Source organism: Hymenobacter negativus, assembly GCF_016056375.1.
In the GTDB taxonomy this organism is placed as follows: domain Bacteria; phylum Bacteroidota; class Bacteroidia; order Cytophagales; family Hymenobacteraceae; genus Hymenobacter; species Hymenobacter negativus_A.
The window spans coordinates 1-16,336 of record NZ_JAEDAE010000011.1; the positions used below are offsets into that span (position 1 = coordinate 1).

Consider the following 16,336-nt stretch of genomic DNA (forward strand, 5'->3'; position numbering starts at 1 on the left):
GGTCGCCGCCAACCTTATCAAGGAAATCCCCTCTTGGATGCTTTCGCCAGCAACCAAGCGGGGATTTTGCTGTTAAACCCCTTCCGGCCGCTAAGGAAAGATTAGACTATTGTATTTTTGTCAGCTTATTCATATTAATATTATTTGTGCAAGTTTCTCCCGCACGTTACAGCCGAAGTATTGATTGGGTCACGGTATTGCTTTATGTGATATTAGTTGCAATGGGGTGGATTTGTATTTATGCATCGAGTTACTCGCCAGATGCGCCAGCGAATCCATTGAACAGCATGACCTTTGACAAGTTGATGGCATTCAACTGGTTTAAGCAATTGTTGTGGATTGCTACGGCTGGCGTGTTGATTGTTGTGTTGCTTGTCGTTGATTATAAGGCATATGATACTTTAGCATATGCATTATATGTAGGCATGATTGTACTCTTGTTGGTAACGATGGTGGTGGCGCGTCCAATTGCCGGTTCGAGGTCGTGGCTGGAATTGGGGCCAGTAAGACTACAGCCGGCGGAATTTGCAAAATTTACGACTGCGCTGGCTGCCTCGCGCTTCATGGCGAGTATTAACCTGAGGTATCAGGATTGGCGAGACCAGTTGATTTTAGCTGGCATTACGCTACTGCCACCATTGTTGATTGTGGCGTCGAATGAATCGGGGCAGGCATTGGTTTTTGGGGCTCTGTTGCTGGCGTACTTCCGAGAAGGAATGTCGCCGTTGATACTGCTGCTGCTAGCTGTAGCCGGTGTTGTATTGGTATTGGCTTTGATGGTGCCCAAAATGTGGCTAGTGGCAGCTTTTACGGTTATTCTGCTGGCCGTATTGGGATTGAATAGACGGGTTTTACGACACCACCTGCCGCTGGCAATAGGGGTGTGGGTGGCCGTGATTGGAATGGTGGTGGGGGTAGATTTCTTCTATAACCATGTACTGCAGCCTCACCAACGGCAGCGAATAGAAATACTTATTAATCCTTCTTCGGACCCATTAGGCAAGGGGTGGAATGTGACCCAGAGCAAAATTGCCATTGGGTCGGGAGGGCTGGTAGGGAAGGGATTTCTGCAAGGGACACAGACTAAGTTCGATTTTGTGCCTGAGCAGAGTACTGATTTTATTTTTTGTACAGTTGGGGAAGAATTTGGCTGGATGGGAAGCCTAGTGGTAATTGGGCTTTACTTGACGTTGTTGTGGCGCATTATTTACGTGGCTGAGCGACAGAAATCGGTGTTCGGACGCACGTATGGGTATTGCGTGGCGAGTGTGTTGTTCTTTCATATCACCGTGAATATGGGCATGACAATGGGGTTGGCCCCGGTGGTGGGAATTCCATTGCCCTTCTTTAGCTATGGCGGCTCTTCGTTGTGGTCGTTTACCATTCTGCTGTTTAGCCTGCTGGCGCTGGATGCCTACCGTAAGCAGGATTTAGTGCGCTGATGGAGAAATCACAGGTCCCTGGCTGGGTATGGGCGGTGCTGGTGGGCGCGCACGTATTGACGTTGGGATGGGTACTGCACCAGGGACGCTGGTCCTTTGTGGATACCGGGCGCTACATTCAGGCGGCGGAGAACCTGTGGCGACATGGACAGCTTTATGCCCGTCCCTGGCCGGGGATAGCGCCTAGCGGGCAGGCGGTGCAGGAGTTTACGATTCGGCCGGCGGGTTATCCGTTGATTATACTAGGACTGGGAGGGGCCGGTGGGTGGCCGGTAATGCTGCTGGTGGTTCAGAATGTGCTCAGTTTGCTGAACCTTGGGTTGGTTTTGAGGTGGTGGGCCCGCTGGGCGTATCCAAACTTGCGGGATTGGGCACTGGCATTGGCGGCCGTGCTGACTTTTCCGGCGCAATTCATCTATGCGAGTGCCGTGATGAGTGAAATGCTGCTGCAAACGGCAGTGCTCAGTATTGCCGTTACTGCCATTGCATTTATTCATTCTCCCCGATTACGGTATTGTGCGGGCGGGGCGGTGGCCGTGATTGTTGCTTTTTTGCTAAAGCCGGTTTTTTATCCGTTGGCTTTTGTGGCAGTTATGCTGGCAATCGTTGTGGGATGGCGGTATCGTCGGCCAGCAGTAACGGTTATCGGCGTGTTGCCTGTGCTGGTGGTAGGACTGTATATGCTATGGAACCAGCAACGAACGGGGTACTTTCATTTTTCCAGCATCGCAGAGATAAACTTACTGCAATACAATGCGGCAGGGGTGCTCCGGCAGATTGCCGGGCCGGAGGTTGAAGAAAAATGGGTGACGCAGGTAATCGACCAAGCGAATACTAAGCCGGATTTTGCGACGCGGCAGCATTTTATTCAGGTCCAGGCGGCGGCAATGCTGACCGAGCATATCGGCTTGTATGCGCGGCAGCATGTGCAAGGAATGGTGGCGTTGTTTCTGGACCCGGGGCGCTTCGATTTGAGCCAATTGCTGGGCTGGGCACCGCCAGTTGGGGGCGGCTTGCTGACTCAGGCGAGACAAGGCCGGCTGTGGCAGGCTGTTATAGGGCTGCCTTGGGGGCAATTAGGACTGCTGGGATTGGTATTGCTGGCAAACGTAGCCCGATTAGGATTTGCCGTGCGCGGCTTCCGGCGGCTGCAATACGGTAATACCGCGTGCCATAATGGGCGTTGGGTGGCAGTGGGGCTGCTGCTGTACGTAGCAGCTCTGACGGGGCCATTGGGCGCTGCTCGGTTTTTGGTGCCGGTGTGGCCATTGCTGCTGGCGCTGGCGCTGGCCGGGCTTAATTGGCCACCGCAAATACCGCTAAAGCAAGAAGGCTAGCCGATGCGGCCAGCCTTCTTAGAAAAAACAACAACGTAATGCCGGAAAGCGCGTGGCATCTTGCTATGCGAATTTGCGCTCAATAAGCTTCAGAAGCTTGTTGACATGTTCTTCCTTGCGGCTCCAGTCGTAGCGCTGTGAGAGGTCGGTAGTGACGTAAGCACGCGCTTGGTCGATGGTGGGAAGGGAATCGAGGTGCTGAATGGCGGCGTGGTAATCCATGTTTTCACCGTTGAACAACTCGTTGATGAAGCTGAAGCGCTGATTGATGGAAATAGCTTCGCGCAAGGTATCAACTTTAGGCCCGGAGCGTCCGGCCAGCGAAGTGGGGGCCGCCGTGGCGCGAAGGGTTTCGGCTAATGCAGGGGCGGCTTGCTGGCCGGCCTTCAGCTTTTCGTGCAGAGGAATATTGGCCGAGTCGGTATCGGGTGAAAGGCGGGCCGGGGCTTCGGCAGCGGGTGCTGGCTTAGGAGCAGCTGGCGGCAATTCTTCCTTGGGAGGCGCGACGAAAGTAGGAGGGGCAACCACCGGAATTGGCGTCGGTGCTGGGATAGCAACAGGCTCTTCGACCCGTGGAGAGGCTGTGGCAGCGGATACCGGGCCATCTTCAAGCAGGTCGGCGGTGGTGAGGGGTAGCAGGGCACTGAGCTCGGCGACGAGGCGCTGCATGGGCTGATGAGCCTTATAGTTAGCCGCGTGGTAGAGCTCGAACCGATGCGTGAGGAAATCGCGGCCGAGGTCGTCGCTAATGGGCAGGCTATCGACAAAACCCTGGTAAAAGGCTTTGTCGATGTCAATGTAACGCAGATTGTCGCGCAGCCCGGTCAGCGTTGGCGTTTCGGTAGTGCCGAGCAGCAGACGCTGGAAGCTGCCGGCGGGGTCGGCCACGAGGCCGAGCGTATCGGCCGCAGCCTGGGCCAGCAGCGGTTCAAAAGCTACACGGTTCAGGCTGATGTGGCGCGAAAGCACGTTCATGAACTGGGCCAAGGCCGCTTGGACGGGGGCGGCCTCAAAATCGAAATAGACGCTACGCAGGCGGGCGGTTTCGGCCTGCCACTGGCCCAATAGCTGGCGAATAACCAATAAGTTGAGCTGGCGAATGGGCGTGAACTTGAGCACGGCTGCGCCGTCGAGGGTAGCGGTGGGCTGGGCACCAAAATGCTGGTCGCAGAGCCGGGCGGCCAGGCGGCGGCCATACTGTGCACACTTGGCGAAGCTATATTTGTCGTTCATAAAAAGGCCGGGTTTCGGTGGCCGAAGTTAGGCACAAATGGCCCTGTTAACGATTGAGAATTTGCCCGGCGCGGCCGTGAACGTACCCGCCGGGGCAACATTGCTGGCGGCGTTGCAAGCCGCGGGCCACGACTGGATGCACGCCTGCGGTGCCAAGGGGCGCTGCACCACTTGCCGCCTGCAGCTGCGTTCAGGCCAGGAAAACCTGAGCCCGCTCACGGTGGCCGAGCTGCGTTACCAGGCGGCGGGCCGGCTGTTGCCCAATGAGCGCCTGACCTGCCAGGCCCAACTGCCTGCGGGCGATGCCACCGGCAGGGTGCCCGAAGCCACAAAGTTGCCCCATGTGCGGTACGACGAAAGGCCGGCTGCCGATTAATCAAAATAATGGCTAGGCCACATAAGCGGGTAAAAGCAGGCGGTCAGAACGTTTGCTCATTCGGAGCGGCGGTAATGGGTGCGATGGGCATTACCCTTGGCGGTTCGTTCCTAACTTTAGGATTCAAAACCACCCAAGCCCGCCCGTATTTTGTTTATTGAACCTCGCGTCGGAAACCGCCACAACGCCCCCCGCCGGGGCTGGATTGAAGTGGTGTGTGGCTCTATGTTTTCGGGCAAGACCGAAGAACTAATTCGCCGCCTTACCCGTGCCCGCATTGCCCGGCAGCGGGTCGAAATATTTAAGCCGGCGCTCGATACGCGCTACCACGCCGAAGATGTGGTGAGCCACAACGCCGCCCGGATTCGCTCGACGCCGGTGGCCATTGCCTCGGAAATTCTGCTGCTCGCGGCCGGGTCCGACGTGGTGGGCATCGACGAAGCCCAGTTTTTTGATGATTCGCTGGTGGACGTGTGCGCGCAGCTGGCCAACAATGGCACCCGCGTCATCGTGGCCGGGCTGGACATGGACTACCTGGGGCGTCCGTTTGGCCCCATGCCGGCCCTGCTGGCCACGGCCGAGTACGTGACCAAGGTGCACGCCGTGTGCGTATGCTGCGGCGAAATTGCGTCGTACTCCTACCGCATTGCGGCCAGCGCCAGCCAAGTGTTGTTGGGCGAAACCGATTCTTACGAAGCCCGCTGCCGGCCGTGTTTTTTGGAGGGCGTGCAGTCCAAAGAACCCACAACGGAAGCCCGCTCGGCCGCTACGCACTAAATTTCGGGGTGTAGCGTTGGCAACGGCAGCCCTGCTGCTTTCTATCCTTCCTTTGAGCTTTTGCTGAGCATATGTCCCACTTTTTCCGTTGTTTGTTTGGGTTGGCCGGATTGTTTTTGTGGGCGAATGCCACCTTTGCCCAAGGCACAGTTGGCTACGGCGATTGGCAGTTACACCTCCCCACCAACCACCCCTTGCTACTGGCCGATGCGGGAAACCGGCTGTACGTAGCCACGGAAAACGCCTTTTATTTTTTAGATAAGAAACAGAATACCACGCAGGTGCTCTCGCGTCGCGACGGCCTGAATGACGTGTCGGTGACGGCCCTGGCTTACGATTCGGTGACGCAGCAAACGGTGCTGGGGTACCGCAATGCCAATATTGACATTCTGCGGCCCAACGGCAGTGTGCGGAACCTAAACGACATTCTGCGTAAATCGATTCAAGGAGATAAAACCATCAACCGAATATCAATTGGGGGTGGCAAGGCCTATCTGTCGTGCGGTTTCGGGTTGGTAGTGATTGACTTAGCCAAGCTCGAAATCTCCGATACCTACAGCAATATTGGTCCCGGTGGAGCGATGGTTAGCGTGTATGATGCCGCTTCGGCCGGTGGCTTCCTCTACCTGGCCACCTCGGCGGGGTTGCTGCGGGGAGCCTTGGCAAATAATCTTCTGGACTATCACAACTGGACGGTGGCCTTGCCGGTGCCCTTGGTGGCCAACCGGCCGATATACCGGTTCCTGACAGCTTACGGGGGGCAGGTGTACGCGGCCGTCGACGGCACGGGCGTGTATAACTACGCGGCCGGCGGGTGGCAGGCCGTTCCTGGTACCTATTCCGGGCAGTTCAGGAGTCTGCGCTTCAGCAGCATCGGGGTGTTAGCCATCGATGACAACGCCGGGGTGCGGCGCGTTGGTGGCAATAGCGCCGTTACCACCGTGGTTCCGCCCACAGCTGGTACGTTGACCCAGGATGCCGTGCGGGCGCGCGACGGCAGCTACTTCGTAGCTAATTACAACAAGGGCTTGCTGCGGGTGCAGCCGGGGACTGGCGCAGTCATCGAGTCGTTTGTGGCCAATGGCCCGGCCAGTAGCTTGTCCTTCAGCATACTGGCCGATGCGCGTACCAATACCGTGGACATCTTCACGGGGCGCTATTCGGAGCGGTATGATTTGTCGGGCTACCGGGCCGGATTCTACGAGTATAAAGGTGGGCAATGGACCAACTTCGACGCTACTTCCTACCCTAACCCGGCTGATTTTCCCAACCCGACCAGCCCGGTGCGGGGCACGCGCACACCGGATGGCAAGCTCTACGTCGGCAACTTCAATGGGGGGCTTTTGGAATGGGAGGGGCCGGGTAAGTTCCGGTCGTTTGGCGAAGGTAGCCCGTCGGGCAGCCCGTTGCTGGGCACGTTTGGCGACCGTAACCGTGTAGATATTACCGATGTGGCCACGGCCGCCGATGGTAAAGTGTGGGTAGTGAATCGCCACTTGCGCCCCGGAGTGTCGGGCCTGTCGTTGTTTGACCCCATGGCTAATACTTGGCAAACCGTTCCCTACACGCTGGGGCTGGAAGCCCTCGAACGCATTGCGTTGGATGATAATGGCTATGTCTGGACCTCCGTGTCGCGCAAAACGGAACCTACCGGCGCACCGCTGGGCATCTATGCTATCGACCCAGCGCCTAATACCGCCAATGCTCCGCGTTTTTTTACGACGTCGACGGGCCTGCCCGACAACCAGATTTATGAGTTGGCAAAAGACCGGCGTGGCTATATCTGGGCGGCTACCATCAAAGGCGTGGCCGTGTTTAATGACCCGAGCGGGCCGTTTTTATCGCAGGCCGGATTCACGCTGCCGGTGGTGCGCCGGGGCGAAGGCACGGGCTTTCCGGCATTGTTCAGCGAGGCTGTGCGGACCCTGGCCGTTGATGGAGCCGACCGAAAGTGGTTCGGGACTGATAACGGCCTGTGGCTGTTCAGCGCCGATGCCGACGAGGCGCTGATGCACTTCACCACCGCCAACAGCCCCCTGCCGTCCAACCGCATCGTGGACGTGAAGGTGAACGACAAAACCGGCGAAGTATGGGTTGCTACTGATGCCGGCGTGGTGGCCTACCGCGGTTCGGCCACCGTGACCGAAGGCGAGCCAAACTGTACGGCCGTATTCCCAAACCCCGTGCGGCCTGATTTTCAAGGGATGGTCGGGATTACTGGCTTGGCCAACAACGCACTGGTAAAAATTACGGATGTGGCGGGCCACCTGGTATATGCCACCACGGCCACCGGCGGGGCCGTCACCTGGAACCTGGCCAAGCCCGATGGCCAGCGTGTGCGGTCAGGTATCTATCTTGTCCTGTCGTCGGATGCCGACGGTAAAAACGGCTGTGTGAGCAAAGTGGCCGTCCTTAGCAAATAAGGAACGTAGAAGGAGAAATGGTGCGCGGCGCCCATTCTACGGCTTCCTTTTTAATTTCTCCCTATGCTGATTAAGACGCGGGGCATTGTCCTCAGCTACCTCAAATACCGCGAAACGAGCATTATCGCCCGGGTGTACACCGAGCGCCTGGGCGTGCAGACCTATGTAGTGAACGGCGTGCGCAAGGCCAAGCCACCGGGGCGTATTGCCTTGTTTCAACCCTTCACACTGCTGGAACTGGTGGCCTACGTGGCCCGGGGCAGCGGCGGCCTCACGCGGCTGTCGGAGTTTCGGTGCGCTGAGCCCTTCCAGACGTTGCCCTACGATGTGCACAAGAGCAGCGTGGTGCTCTTTCTATCGGAAGTAGTGGGCCACGCCGTGCGCGAGGAAGAGCAGAACGAACCGCTGTTTCAGTTCCTGCACGATTCCATTCTGGCGTTTGACCTGCAGGCGGTAGGCAGCGAAAACTTTGCACTGACGTTTCTGCTGCAGTTGGCGGCCTATCTGGGCTTTGGCATCAGCTCAGGCAGCGAACTGACCGACCAAGTGATTATGGCGGGCCACGCGGCCACTGCCAAGGGCGTGACCGGCCCGGCCACGCTACGGCTGCGCGAGTTCGACGGCTATTTCGATGAACTGCTGCGCGACCCCGCCACCAGCACCATTCCCAATGGCCGCGTGCGCCACGAACTGCTGAACGTGCTAATTCGCTACTACCAGCTGCACGTAGAGCAGATGGGTGAAATTCGCTCCCTTGATATCCTCTCGCAGGTTCTTAATTAGAAAACCGGCCATTTCCGGCCAGAAGCCAACTGCTCATTGAACAGTTTACTTCTGGCCGGAAATGGCCGGTTTTTCTTGCGTTAGAACGGGTTATTTGAAATCAACCAGCTCGACTTCGAAGCGAAGCACTGCGTTGGCGGGAATGTCGGCACCGGCGCCGCGGGGGCCATAGGCCAGGGGCGAGGGAATGAGCAGTACCGCCTTGCTGCCCTTATTGAGCATGGCAATGCCCTGGTCCCAGCCCGGAATAACCTGGCCCTGGCCCAGCACGAAGGAAATGGGCTCATTGCCGTGCTTAGCCGAGGAGTCGAATTCCTGGCCCGTGGCCAGCACCGTGCCCCGGTAGAGCACGCGCACGGTCTGGCCGGTTTTGGGCGTAGCGCCGGTGCCGAGTTTTTTGAAAATATAGTAAGTGCCACCCGTTGTTTTCTTGGCTGTGGCCTTGTTCTTTTTCAGGTAGGCCTGAATGGCAGCCACGTCCTTGGTCATTTGCGCCGCGGCCAGGGCTTTGCCTTGGCGGATGTTTTCTTCCTGCTGCTTCTGATGGCGGGCCGTCATCTCGGCCATCGTCACCAGTTCGCGGGCGCTGGCCAGTACCACCAGCGTGTTGCCGCCCTTGCGCAAAAACGGCGGCACGGGCTGGCGAAAAGTTTTCGCAAATATGGTGTCGGCCGGGAAGCGGAAGATGGCGCTGTCGCCGGGCAAAAGCAGCCCAAGAGCTTCCTCCAGGCTGCCGGGGGTTACCTGCGCGGGCAGCGCCACCGGCTGGGGCAGCGGCTGCACCTGGCGCGAGTTCATCAGCACCGAATCGCGGCCGGTGCGAAATTCCATGAATACCGTCAGCACCTGGCCAGCGCGGCTGGCATAGGGCGCATCGGTGGGAGCTAGGGCCCGGGGCTGGTAGTGCCCGGCCGCGTCTTTGCGGAAAAGGCGGTACTCGGTGCCTGCTGGCAGACGGGAAAAATCAGTGGCAGGCGCCTGCGCCTGCGCCGTTTGGACTAGGCTGAGCAGGGCGCCTAACGCGGCAAAAAACAGATTTCGCATTACTTTAAATAGGATTCTGGAAGGTGAGCTGTGGAATTAAGCATTAAGCCTTACCGCACGCTCATAACCTGCAGTTCGAATACTAACTCGGTGTTGGGAGGGATTAGATAATGAGATTCATCGTCGGGGTCGTGCACCCCGGCTGCGCCGTAGGCCAGCGCGGCCGGTATCCAGGCGCGCACCCGAGAGCCCACAGGCAGCAGCGGCAACAACTCGTCCCAACCCGCAATCACTTCCTTGCGCCCCACCCGAAACCGCACCGGCCCACCCGAGGCGGCCGTCGCATCGAACACATGGCCATCGGGCAGAAAGCCGGTGTAGCGCACGGCCACGCGCTGGCCGGGCTTGGGGAGCGGCCCCGTGCCGCGCTCCCGAAACACAAAACGCACCCCACCCGGCGTAAACTGCGGGGCGAGGTGCGCGGTATCGGGGCTGGCGCCGACGATGGGGGTGGTAGGCGTGGTGGGTACGGCCGGCTTGGAACTAACCTGGGCACTGGCCGCCGGGCTGCCAAGCATCAGCAGGACCAGCAGGCTGCCCATTCCCCATCCGATGGCTGTGGTGCCGTGCATGCCGAAATGCTTAGAATACTTCGAGGATTTCCACGTCAAACATCAGGGCTGCATCGGTGGGAATGGTGGATGAGCCGGCGGGGCCGTAGGCCAGGTAAGACGGAATGAGCAGCAATTTGCGGTCGCCCTGGCGCATCAGCAGCAAGCCTTCATTGAACCCGGGAATGGCCCCGCTGCCGCCCGTGAACACCACACAACCACACTGGGTGTGGTTCTCCGAGGAGTTGTCGAAAATAGTGCCCTGCGGATAGTTAGCATTGCCGTATGACGCCGGGTAGCCCGTGGTGGCCGGATGCGCGCCGGTGCTCAGAAACCGTCCGATATACTTTACGCGCACCTGTTTGCCAACGGTAACGGGCGTGCCAGTACCCGCCACGCTATCCACCACATACAGGCCGGAATTGGTGCGGTGGGCCTTATTCAGCAGCTTGGTACGGACCAGATAGTTGTGAATCGTGTCCTCGTCGATGGCTTTCAGCTGGTTCTGGTGCTCGGCCAATTGCTTCTGATAGGTTGTTTGCGAGTTACAGCTCCAGAGGGCCGGAGCGGCGAGTAGCAGGCAGGCACCCAGCACCAAATGGTGCGCACGGAGCAGAAATTTATTCATGGCGAAGAGGATAAAAAGATTCCGACCAACGGAGCCCGGGCAGCAATGCCGCGCCGCCCGTTGGCCGGAATCCAGCACTATAAGAATGATTATTGAACGTCAACTAGTTCCACTTCGAAGCGCAGGGGCGAATTGGCCGGAATGTCGGCACCCGCTCCGCGGGTACCGTAGGCCAGCGGCGAAGGAATGAGCAAGATAGCGCGGCTGCCCTTGTTGAGCAGGGCGATGCCCTCGTCCCAACCCGGAATCACGGCACCCTGGCCGAGGGGGAAATCAATCGGCTTGCCGGCTTTGTCCGACGAGTCGAACTGCTTGCCGCTGAGCAACGTGCCGTTGTAGTTCACGCTCACGGTTTGGCCGGCTTTGGCCGGAGCGCCGGTGCCGGGTTTCAGCACCTGATAGTAGATGCCCGAGGGCGTCTTCTGCACAGTGAGGCCGTTTTTCTTGATGTATTCCTGCAGCACGGCGTCATCCTTTTTCAGCTGGGCCTGCACCTCAGGAGTAGCCATGGCCTTTGCCTGGGCATCTTTCTGGGCCTGCATCTGCTTGGCGTACTCGGGCGAGGCCATGCGCTGCTTCAGTTGGGCGGCCATGGCACGCTTCTGCAGTTCGGGCTGCATGGCCTGGGCTTCGGCCTGGGTGATAAGCTTGTCGGTGGTCGACACGAACATCTGCACCACGTTGCCGCCTCTGCGCAGGAACGGGGGCACCGGCTGGCCCGATTTAGGCTTGATGAGCGAATCGACCTGGAAACGGAACACACCGCTGTCGCCGGGCTGGAGCAGGGACAAGGCCTCGTCGGGCATGCCTTTCTGCTTCAGCTCCTGCAGGGGCAGGGGCACGGGCAGGCCCACGTCGCGGCGGGTGTTCTGGAGCACCGAGTCCTTACCGGTGCGGTACTGCATGTTGCCGAGCAGGAACTTGCCCACGCGGTCCTTATAGGTCGGGTCGCCGTCGGGGCCGATTTCACGGCGCTCGTAGCTGTTGCCAACTTTCTTAAAAATCTTGTATTCGATGCCGGACTTGGTTTTGGCAAAGTCCCCCCCGCCTTTGTTGCAGGCGGTGAGGGAAGCGAAGCTCAGCACGCCGGCCGCCAGGGCCAGCTGCCGCGCAGAGCGGGAGGAAAAACGCATGAAAATTAAAAAAGTGAGAGTCAGAAACGGTTCAAAGTTACGCCACCGGCGGCGCTACGGCAGCGGGTACGCCCGTTAATTGCTCCTTGTACTCAGGAAGGATGCTTAGGAAGCGGTCCACGGTTGCATCCAGGGTCAGGTAGCTGATGCCGCCGGCGGCGTTGTGGTGCCCGCCGCCATCGAAATGCTTGCGCGAGAAGTCGCTGACAGAGAAGTTGCCCACCGAGCGGAAGGAAATTTTAACGGCCACGCCCCGGTCAATGAAAACGGCCGCAAACTTGATGCCCTCAATGCTCAGCGCGTAGTTGACCAGGCCTTCGGTGTCGCCGGTTTTGCTCTGGTACTCGCGCAGCTCCTCCTGCGTGATGGCGATGTAGGCGGTATTGAACTCGCGGTTCACCACCAGCTTGTCCTTCAACACAAAGCCCAGAAAGCGGAGGCGGATTTCAGAATGCGAGTCGTAGATGCGGCGGTGCACCGACGACAAATCGATGTTCACTTTCAGCAGCTCGGCGATAATCAAATGCACGTTGCGCGAGGTGCTGGGGTGGCGGAACGAGCCCGTATCGGTCATGATGCCCGCGTACAGCGCCTCGCCCATGCCCTTGGTGATGAGGTTTTGGTCGCCCAGGTCGCGGATAATCTCAAAGATAAGCTCGGCCGTGGCGGCCGCCGAGGGTACCGAAAACGTGATATCGGCAAAGTCTTCGGGCTCCTGGTGGTGGTCGACCAGCACTTTGGTGCCACTGGCAACCCGGATATATTCGCCCAACTCGTTGATGCGGCCCAGGCAGCTGAAATCGAGGCAGCAGATGACTTCGGCGCGGGCGATGAGGTCGCGCACCTGCCGGTCGTTCTGGCGCTTGTCATAAATAACTACTTCCTCGTTGCCCTCCATCCAGTTGAGGAAGGCCGGATAATCGGATGGCGTGACCACCGTAACGTGGTGGCCCTTCTGCTTGAGGTAGCCGGCCCAGGCCAGTGAGGAGCCCAGCGCATCGGCGTCGGGTTTGTGGTGGGTGGTGATAACAACCTGCTTGGGCTGCGCCAGCAACGCTTGCAGCGCGGAAATTGAACTAGACATCGACAACGTGAATGGCCTGGAAATGGAACTGAGGGCCGGTGGCTTACGAATAATTGGGGCGGCAAAAGTCGGCATAAATCCGTTCTCAACAACGCACTTCCCCCGGAAGGTTCTCCAACAGTATCACAACCGCCGGCTGCACCCGGCCAAAGCAACCCGTGGGCTTTGGTGCTACTTTTGTGGCGCAATACTTTTTTTAACCCCAATTCTCCCCCGACCAACGCAATGGCCACCAACCGCACATTCACGATGATTAAGCCCGATGCCGTTCAGGAAAACCACATTGGTGGCATCCTGAGCATGATTGAGGCCGGCGGCTTCCGCATCGTGGAGCTCCAGAAAATCAACCTCAGCGCCGAGCGCGCCGGCCAGTTCTACGCTGTGCACGCCGAGCGTCCGTTCTACAACGACCTCGTGAAATACATGTCGAGCGGCCCCATCGTGGCGGCTATTCTCGAAAAAGACAACGCCGTGGCCGATTTCCGTGCCCTCATCGGCGCCACCAACCCGGCCAACGCCGAGGAAGGCACCATCCGGAAGAAGTACGCCAAGAGCATCGAAGCCAACGCCGTGCACGGCTCGGACTCGGACGAAAACGCTCAGATTGAGGGCGACTTCTTCTTCGGCAACAAGTAGTTCCGACTGCCGCAAGGTAGCAAAAAGCCCGCTCTGCGCATGCAGAGCGGGCTTTTTCTTTATACTAAAAACAGACTGTTTTTATACCAATCTTGTATTGTTGAGCTTACTTATGCCTGCTCAACTGAAAGCAGTGGCTCGACGTGCGAAGAATCTTCCACCGGCTGGGTGGTGTGCTTGTGCTTAAAGATAAACACGAACAGAACGGCGATTACCAGCGCGTAGCCCGCGAACGTGAGCCAGATGCTGTGCCAGTCCTTCACGCCGTTGGCATCGGTGAAGTAGTGCTGGATGATGAGGCCGCTGAGCGAACTGCCGAGCACAGCGCCAAAGCCGTTGGTCATCATCATAAACAAGCCCTGGGCGCTGGCCCGGATGCTGGGCTGGGTCTGGGTTTCGACGAACAGCGAGCCCGAAATGTTGAAGAAATCGAAGGCCATGCCGTACACAATGCACGAGAGGATAATCATCCAGAGGCCCTGGCCGGGGTTGCCGTAGGCGAACAGGCCGAAGCGCAGCACCCAGGCAATCATGCTGAACAGCATCACCTGCTTGATGCCAAAACGGCGCAGGAAGAACGGAATGGCGAGGATGAACAGCGTTTCCGAAATCTGCGAGATGGACATGATGATGGCTGGATACTTTACCGTCAGGGTTTCCTGATAGGCCGGATTCTTGTCGAAATCGTGCAGGAAAGTGTCGCCATAGGCATTGGTGAGCTGCAGCGCGGCACCAAGTAGCAGCGCGAAGAGGAAGAAGGTCAGCATCTTGCGGTCGCGCAGAATGGCGAACGACTTGAGGCCGAGGATTTCGGCCAGGTTCTGGCTGGAGGTGTTGGCTGACTGTGGTGGGCAGGCGGGCAGCGTGAACGAATAAATGCCCAGCAGAATAGCCGCGCCGGCGGCTACGTAGAACTGGCTGGCCGATTTCTCGAAGCCGAGCAGGCTCACCGTCCACATGGCCACGATGAAGCCCACGGTGCCCCACACCCGGATGGGCGGGTAGTCCTTCACCACGTCGAGGCCCTGCCGTTTCAGGATGGAATACGACACGGCGATTGACAGGGCCAGCGTGGGCATGTAGAAAATCATGTTCAGCAGGATAACCCAGAAGAACGTGCCGGGGTCCGTGACCTGCGGAATGGCGCACAGCACGAGGCCGCCTAGGATGTGCAACACGCCGTAGAGCTTTTCGGCGTTCACGTACTTATCGGCCACGATGCCCATGAGCGAGGGCATGAAGATGGAAGCAATGCCCATGGTCGAGAAAATGGCGCCAAACTGGGCACCCGACCATTGCTTTGTTTGAAACCAATAAGCGCCAATCGTAATCAGCCACGAGCCCCAGATGAAAAACTGGAGAAAGCTCAGGACAGTAAGGCGCAACTTCGTATTCATGCGGAGAACGGGGCAAAAGAGGGTGGGATAAGACAGATGCAGTCGCGGCGCAAGGGCCACAGCCGTCAAAGATAAATAAAAAAGCCCCTGCGAAGTGCCCGAACTGGGGCAGACTTCGCAGGGGCTTTAATCAGCCGCAGAAGGGCGTTTTACGCTTCGTAAGTGGGCGAGAACGTGCCGGCGGGCTGGCCGTCGGCCGTGGGGTAGTCGGTGTAGCCGTCGGCGAAACCGTTGGGGCCGGGGGCGTAGAAGGTGGCTTGGTCGGCTTCGGCCAGGGGCTGGCCTTTTTCGAGACGCTCGACCAGGTCGGGGTTCGAAATGAAGGGGCGGCCGATAGCAACGAGGTCGGCTGGGCCGGCGAGGGCGGTGTCAATCTGAGCTACGGTAGTATAGCCGCCGCTCAGGATGAGCGTGTTGGTGAACTTCTCGCGGATGAGCGGCACCACCTGGGCCGGCACGGCGGGCGCGCCCATGCTCTGGTGGTCGACGAGGTGCAGGTACACCACGCCGATTTTCTGGAGCTCCTCGGCCAGGTAGGCGTAGGTTTCGTCGATTTCGGGGTAGGTCGGCTGGTCATTGAACACGCCCCAGGGCGAGAGGCGGATGCCGGTACGCTCCTTGCCGATGGCTTCGGCTACGGCTTTGGTTACTTCGAGCACGAAGCGGGCGCGGTTCTGCACGCTACCGCCGTACTCGTCGGTGCGCTGGTTGCTGGCGGGGTTCAGGAATTGCTCCAGCAGGTAGCCGTTGGCGCCGTGCAGCTCTACGCCGTCGAAACCGGCTTCGAGGGCCAGCTTGGCGCTGTGCACGTACTCATCGCGCACGCGGGCCAGCTCGTCAGTGCGCAGGGCGCGGGGCGTGGGCTGGTCCTGCATCTGCTGCTGGTCGGTCCACATCTGGCCTTGGGCAGCCACGGCCGAAGGGGCAATGCCCTCAGCGCCTTCGGGCAGGTTGAGGGGGTGGAAAATGCGGCCGGCGTGCATCAGCTGCACGAAAATGTGGCCGCCGTGGTGGTGTACGGTTTCTGTGACGCGCTGCCAGTTGGTGACGTGCTCCTGGTTGAACAGGCCGGGAATGCGGGCATATCCCAGACCATCGGCCGAGGGCGAAACGCCTTCGGTAATGATGAGGCCAGCGGTGGCGCGCTGGCGGTAGTACTCGGCCATCAGCTCGTTGGGCACGTTGCCCAGGGCGCGGCTGCGCGTCATGGGGGCCATTACGAGGTGGTTGGCGAGGGTGAGGTTGCCCAGTTTGGCGGGCTCAAAGGCTTTGCTTGACATGAGGTCGAATGAAGTGGCGTCGTGCGTGAGTCGCCGGGTTGGATGAAACGCGGTGATAAAGCAGGTACGTACACGAATTGTTTTTGACTGGTTGCCGCTAGAACAGAATGATTGTTTGCTTGGAGGTGAGTAGCTCACAAATTCGCTGATATCAGGCGTTTCAGGCGGTTTGCTTGGAATGCGGCTTCGAGACCTCAAGCATCTACATCAAG

Annotated in this window: 15 protein-coding genes; 7 read left to right on the plus strand and 8 right to left on the minus strand. The window is 58.8% G+C overall.

Annotated elements, in window-relative coordinates; genetic code table 11:
- Positions 1-221: 221 nt before the first annotated feature.
- A complete protein-coding gene (rodA, locus tag I7X13_RS18560) occupies positions 222-1,442 on the plus strand; it encodes a rod shape-determining protein RodA (protein WP_213019112.1) in 1,221 nt (406 codons plus the stop codon).
- Complete coding sequence (locus I7X13_RS18565; RefSeq protein ID WP_198076630.1) at positions 1,442-2,779, plus strand: hypothetical protein; 1,338 nt, start codon at positions 1,442-1,444, stop codon at positions 2,777-2,779. Before rodA ends, I7X13_RS18565 begins: the two co-directional genes overlap by 1 nt.
- A 63-nt stretch (positions 2,780-2,842) precedes the next feature.
- Here the strand turns inward: I7X13_RS18565 and I7X13_RS18570 are convergent, their stop codons facing one another.
- Positions 2,843-4,012, minus strand: a complete 1,170-nt coding sequence (locus I7X13_RS18570; RefSeq protein WP_198076631.1) for a hypothetical protein — start codon at positions 4,010-4,012, stop codon at positions 2,843-2,845.
- Positions 4,013-4,049: 37 nt separating this feature from the next.
- Here I7X13_RS18570 and I7X13_RS18575 point away from each other — a divergent pair, with 37 nt between their 5' ends.
- From I7X13_RS18575 to recO, 4 genes are all read left to right on the plus strand, one after another.
- Complete coding sequence (locus tag I7X13_RS18575) at positions 4,050-4,388, plus strand: 2Fe-2S iron-sulfur cluster-binding protein (protein WP_198076632.1); 339 nt, start codon at positions 4,050-4,052, stop codon at positions 4,386-4,388.
- Between the two features lie 150 nt (positions 4,389-4,538).
- Positions 4,539-5,165, plus strand: coding sequence for a thymidine kinase (locus I7X13_RS18580; protein WP_198076633.1), 627 nt, complete (start codon positions 4,539-4,541; stop codon positions 5,163-5,165).
- Between the two features lie 71 nt (positions 5,166-5,236).
- Positions 5,237-7,588 (plus strand): type IX secretion system anionic LPS delivery protein PorZ, encoded by a 2,352-nt coding sequence (porZ, locus tag I7X13_RS18585; protein ID WP_198076634.1) that lies wholly within the window; start codon positions 5,237-5,239, stop codon positions 7,586-7,588.
- Positions 7,589-7,651: 63 nt separating this feature from the next.
- Positions 7,652-8,371, plus strand: coding sequence for a DNA repair protein RecO (recO, locus tag I7X13_RS18590; protein WP_198076635.1), 720 nt, complete (start codon positions 7,652-7,654; stop codon positions 8,369-8,371).
- Positions 8,372-8,461: 90 nt separating this feature from the next.
- Here the strand turns inward: recO and I7X13_RS18595 are convergent, their stop codons facing one another.
- From I7X13_RS18595 to I7X13_RS18615, 5 genes are all read right to left on the minus strand, one after another.
- A complete protein-coding gene (locus I7X13_RS18595) occupies positions 8,462-9,415 on the minus strand; it encodes an FKBP-type peptidyl-prolyl cis-trans isomerase (protein ID WP_198076636.1) in 954 nt (317 codons plus the stop codon).
- Between the two features lie 50 nt (positions 9,416-9,465).
- Positions 9,466-9,987 carry an FKBP-type peptidyl-prolyl cis-trans isomerase gene (locus tag I7X13_RS18600; protein WP_198076637.1) on the minus strand — a complete coding sequence of 174 codons (522 nt, stop codon included), beginning with the start codon at positions 9,985-9,987 and terminating at the stop codon, positions 9,466-9,468.
- A 10-nt stretch (positions 9,988-9,997) separates the two neighbouring features.
- On the minus strand, positions 9,998-10,594 hold the full coding sequence (locus I7X13_RS18605) for an FKBP-type peptidyl-prolyl cis-trans isomerase (protein WP_198076638.1): 597 nt from the start codon (positions 10,592-10,594) through the stop codon (positions 9,998-10,000).
- Positions 10,595-10,683: 89 nt separating this feature from the next.
- Entirely contained in the window at positions 10,684-11,727 is a 1,044-nt protein-coding gene (locus I7X13_RS18610) for an FKBP-type peptidyl-prolyl cis-trans isomerase (RefSeq protein WP_198067272.1), read from the minus strand.
- Positions 11,728-11,764: 37 nt separating this feature from the next.
- Complete coding sequence (locus I7X13_RS18615) at positions 11,765-12,811, minus strand: DHH family phosphoesterase (RefSeq protein WP_198076639.1); 1,047 nt, start codon at positions 12,809-12,811, stop codon at positions 11,765-11,767.
- A gap of 225 nt (positions 12,812-13,036) precedes the next feature.
- On the opposite strand from I7X13_RS18615, the gene I7X13_RS18620 reads away from it, so the two are divergent.
- On the plus strand, positions 13,037-13,447 hold the full coding sequence (locus I7X13_RS18620; protein ID WP_198076640.1) for a nucleoside-diphosphate kinase: 411 nt from the start codon (positions 13,037-13,039) through the stop codon (positions 13,445-13,447).
- Between the two features lie 110 nt (positions 13,448-13,557).
- Here the strand turns inward: I7X13_RS18620 and I7X13_RS18625 are convergent, their stop codons facing one another.
- The gene (locus I7X13_RS18625; protein WP_198067269.1) at positions 13,558-14,844 is read right to left on the minus strand and encodes a nucleoside permease; all 1,287 of its coding nucleotides are present in this window, start codon (positions 14,842-14,844) and stop codon (positions 13,558-13,560) included.
- Positions 14,845-14,993: 149 nt separating this feature from the next.
- Positions 14,994-16,124, minus strand: coding sequence for an alkene reductase (locus tag I7X13_RS18630; protein WP_198076641.1), 1,131 nt, complete (start codon positions 16,122-16,124; stop codon positions 14,994-14,996).
- Between the last annotated feature and the right edge of the window lie 212 nt (positions 16,125-16,336).

Bases quoted from the DNA above. Each gene is read 5' to 3' on its own strand.
- rodA (WP_213019112.1), top strand. From the start codon at position 222: ATGGGGTGGATTTGTATTTATGCATCGAGTTACTCGCCAGATGCGCCA.
- I7X13_RS18565 (WP_198076630.1), top strand. From the start codon at position 1,442: ATGGAGAAATCACAGGTCCCTGGCTGGGTATGGGCGGTGCTGGTGGGC.
- I7X13_RS18570 (WP_198076631.1), bottom strand. From the start codon at position 4,012: ATGAACGACAAATATAGCTTCGCCAAGTGTGCACAGTATGGCCGCCGC.
- I7X13_RS18575 (WP_198076632.1), top strand. From the start codon at position 4,050: ATGGCCCTGTTAACGATTGAGAATTTGCCCGGCGCGGCCGTGAACGTA.
- porZ (WP_198076634.1), top strand. From the start codon at position 5,237: ATGTCCCACTTTTTCCGTTGTTTGTTTGGGTTGGCCGGATTGTTTTTG.
- recO (WP_198076635.1), top strand. From the start codon at position 7,652: ATGCTGATTAAGACGCGGGGCATTGTCCTCAGCTACCTCAAATACCGC.
- I7X13_RS18595 (WP_198076636.1), bottom strand. From the start codon at position 9,415: ATGCGAAATCTGTTTTTTGCCGCGTTAGGCGCCCTGCTCAGCCTAGTC.
- I7X13_RS18600 (WP_198076637.1), bottom strand. From the start codon at position 9,987: ATGCACGGCACCACAGCCATCGGATGGGGAATGGGCAGCCTGCTGGTC.
- I7X13_RS18605 (WP_198076638.1), bottom strand. From the start codon at position 10,594: ATGAATAAATTTCTGCTCCGTGCGCACCATTTGGTGCTGGGTGCCTGC.
- I7X13_RS18610 (WP_198067272.1), bottom strand. From the start codon at position 11,727: ATGCGTTTTTCCTCCCGCTCTGCGCGGCAGCTGGCCCTGGCGGCCGGC.
- I7X13_RS18615 (WP_198076639.1), bottom strand. From the start codon at position 12,811: ATGTCTAGTTCAATTTCCGCGCTGCAAGCGTTGCTGGCGCAGCCCAAG.
- I7X13_RS18620 (WP_198076640.1), top strand. From the start codon at position 13,037: ATGGCCACCAACCGCACATTCACGATGATTAAGCCCGATGCCGTTCAG.
- I7X13_RS18625 (WP_198067269.1), bottom strand. From the start codon at position 14,844: ATGAATACGAAGTTGCGCCTTACTGTCCTGAGCTTTCTCCAGTTTTTC.
- I7X13_RS18630 (WP_198076641.1), bottom strand. From the start codon at position 16,124: ATGTCAAGCAAAGCCTTTGAGCCCGCCAAACTGGGCAACCTCACCCTC.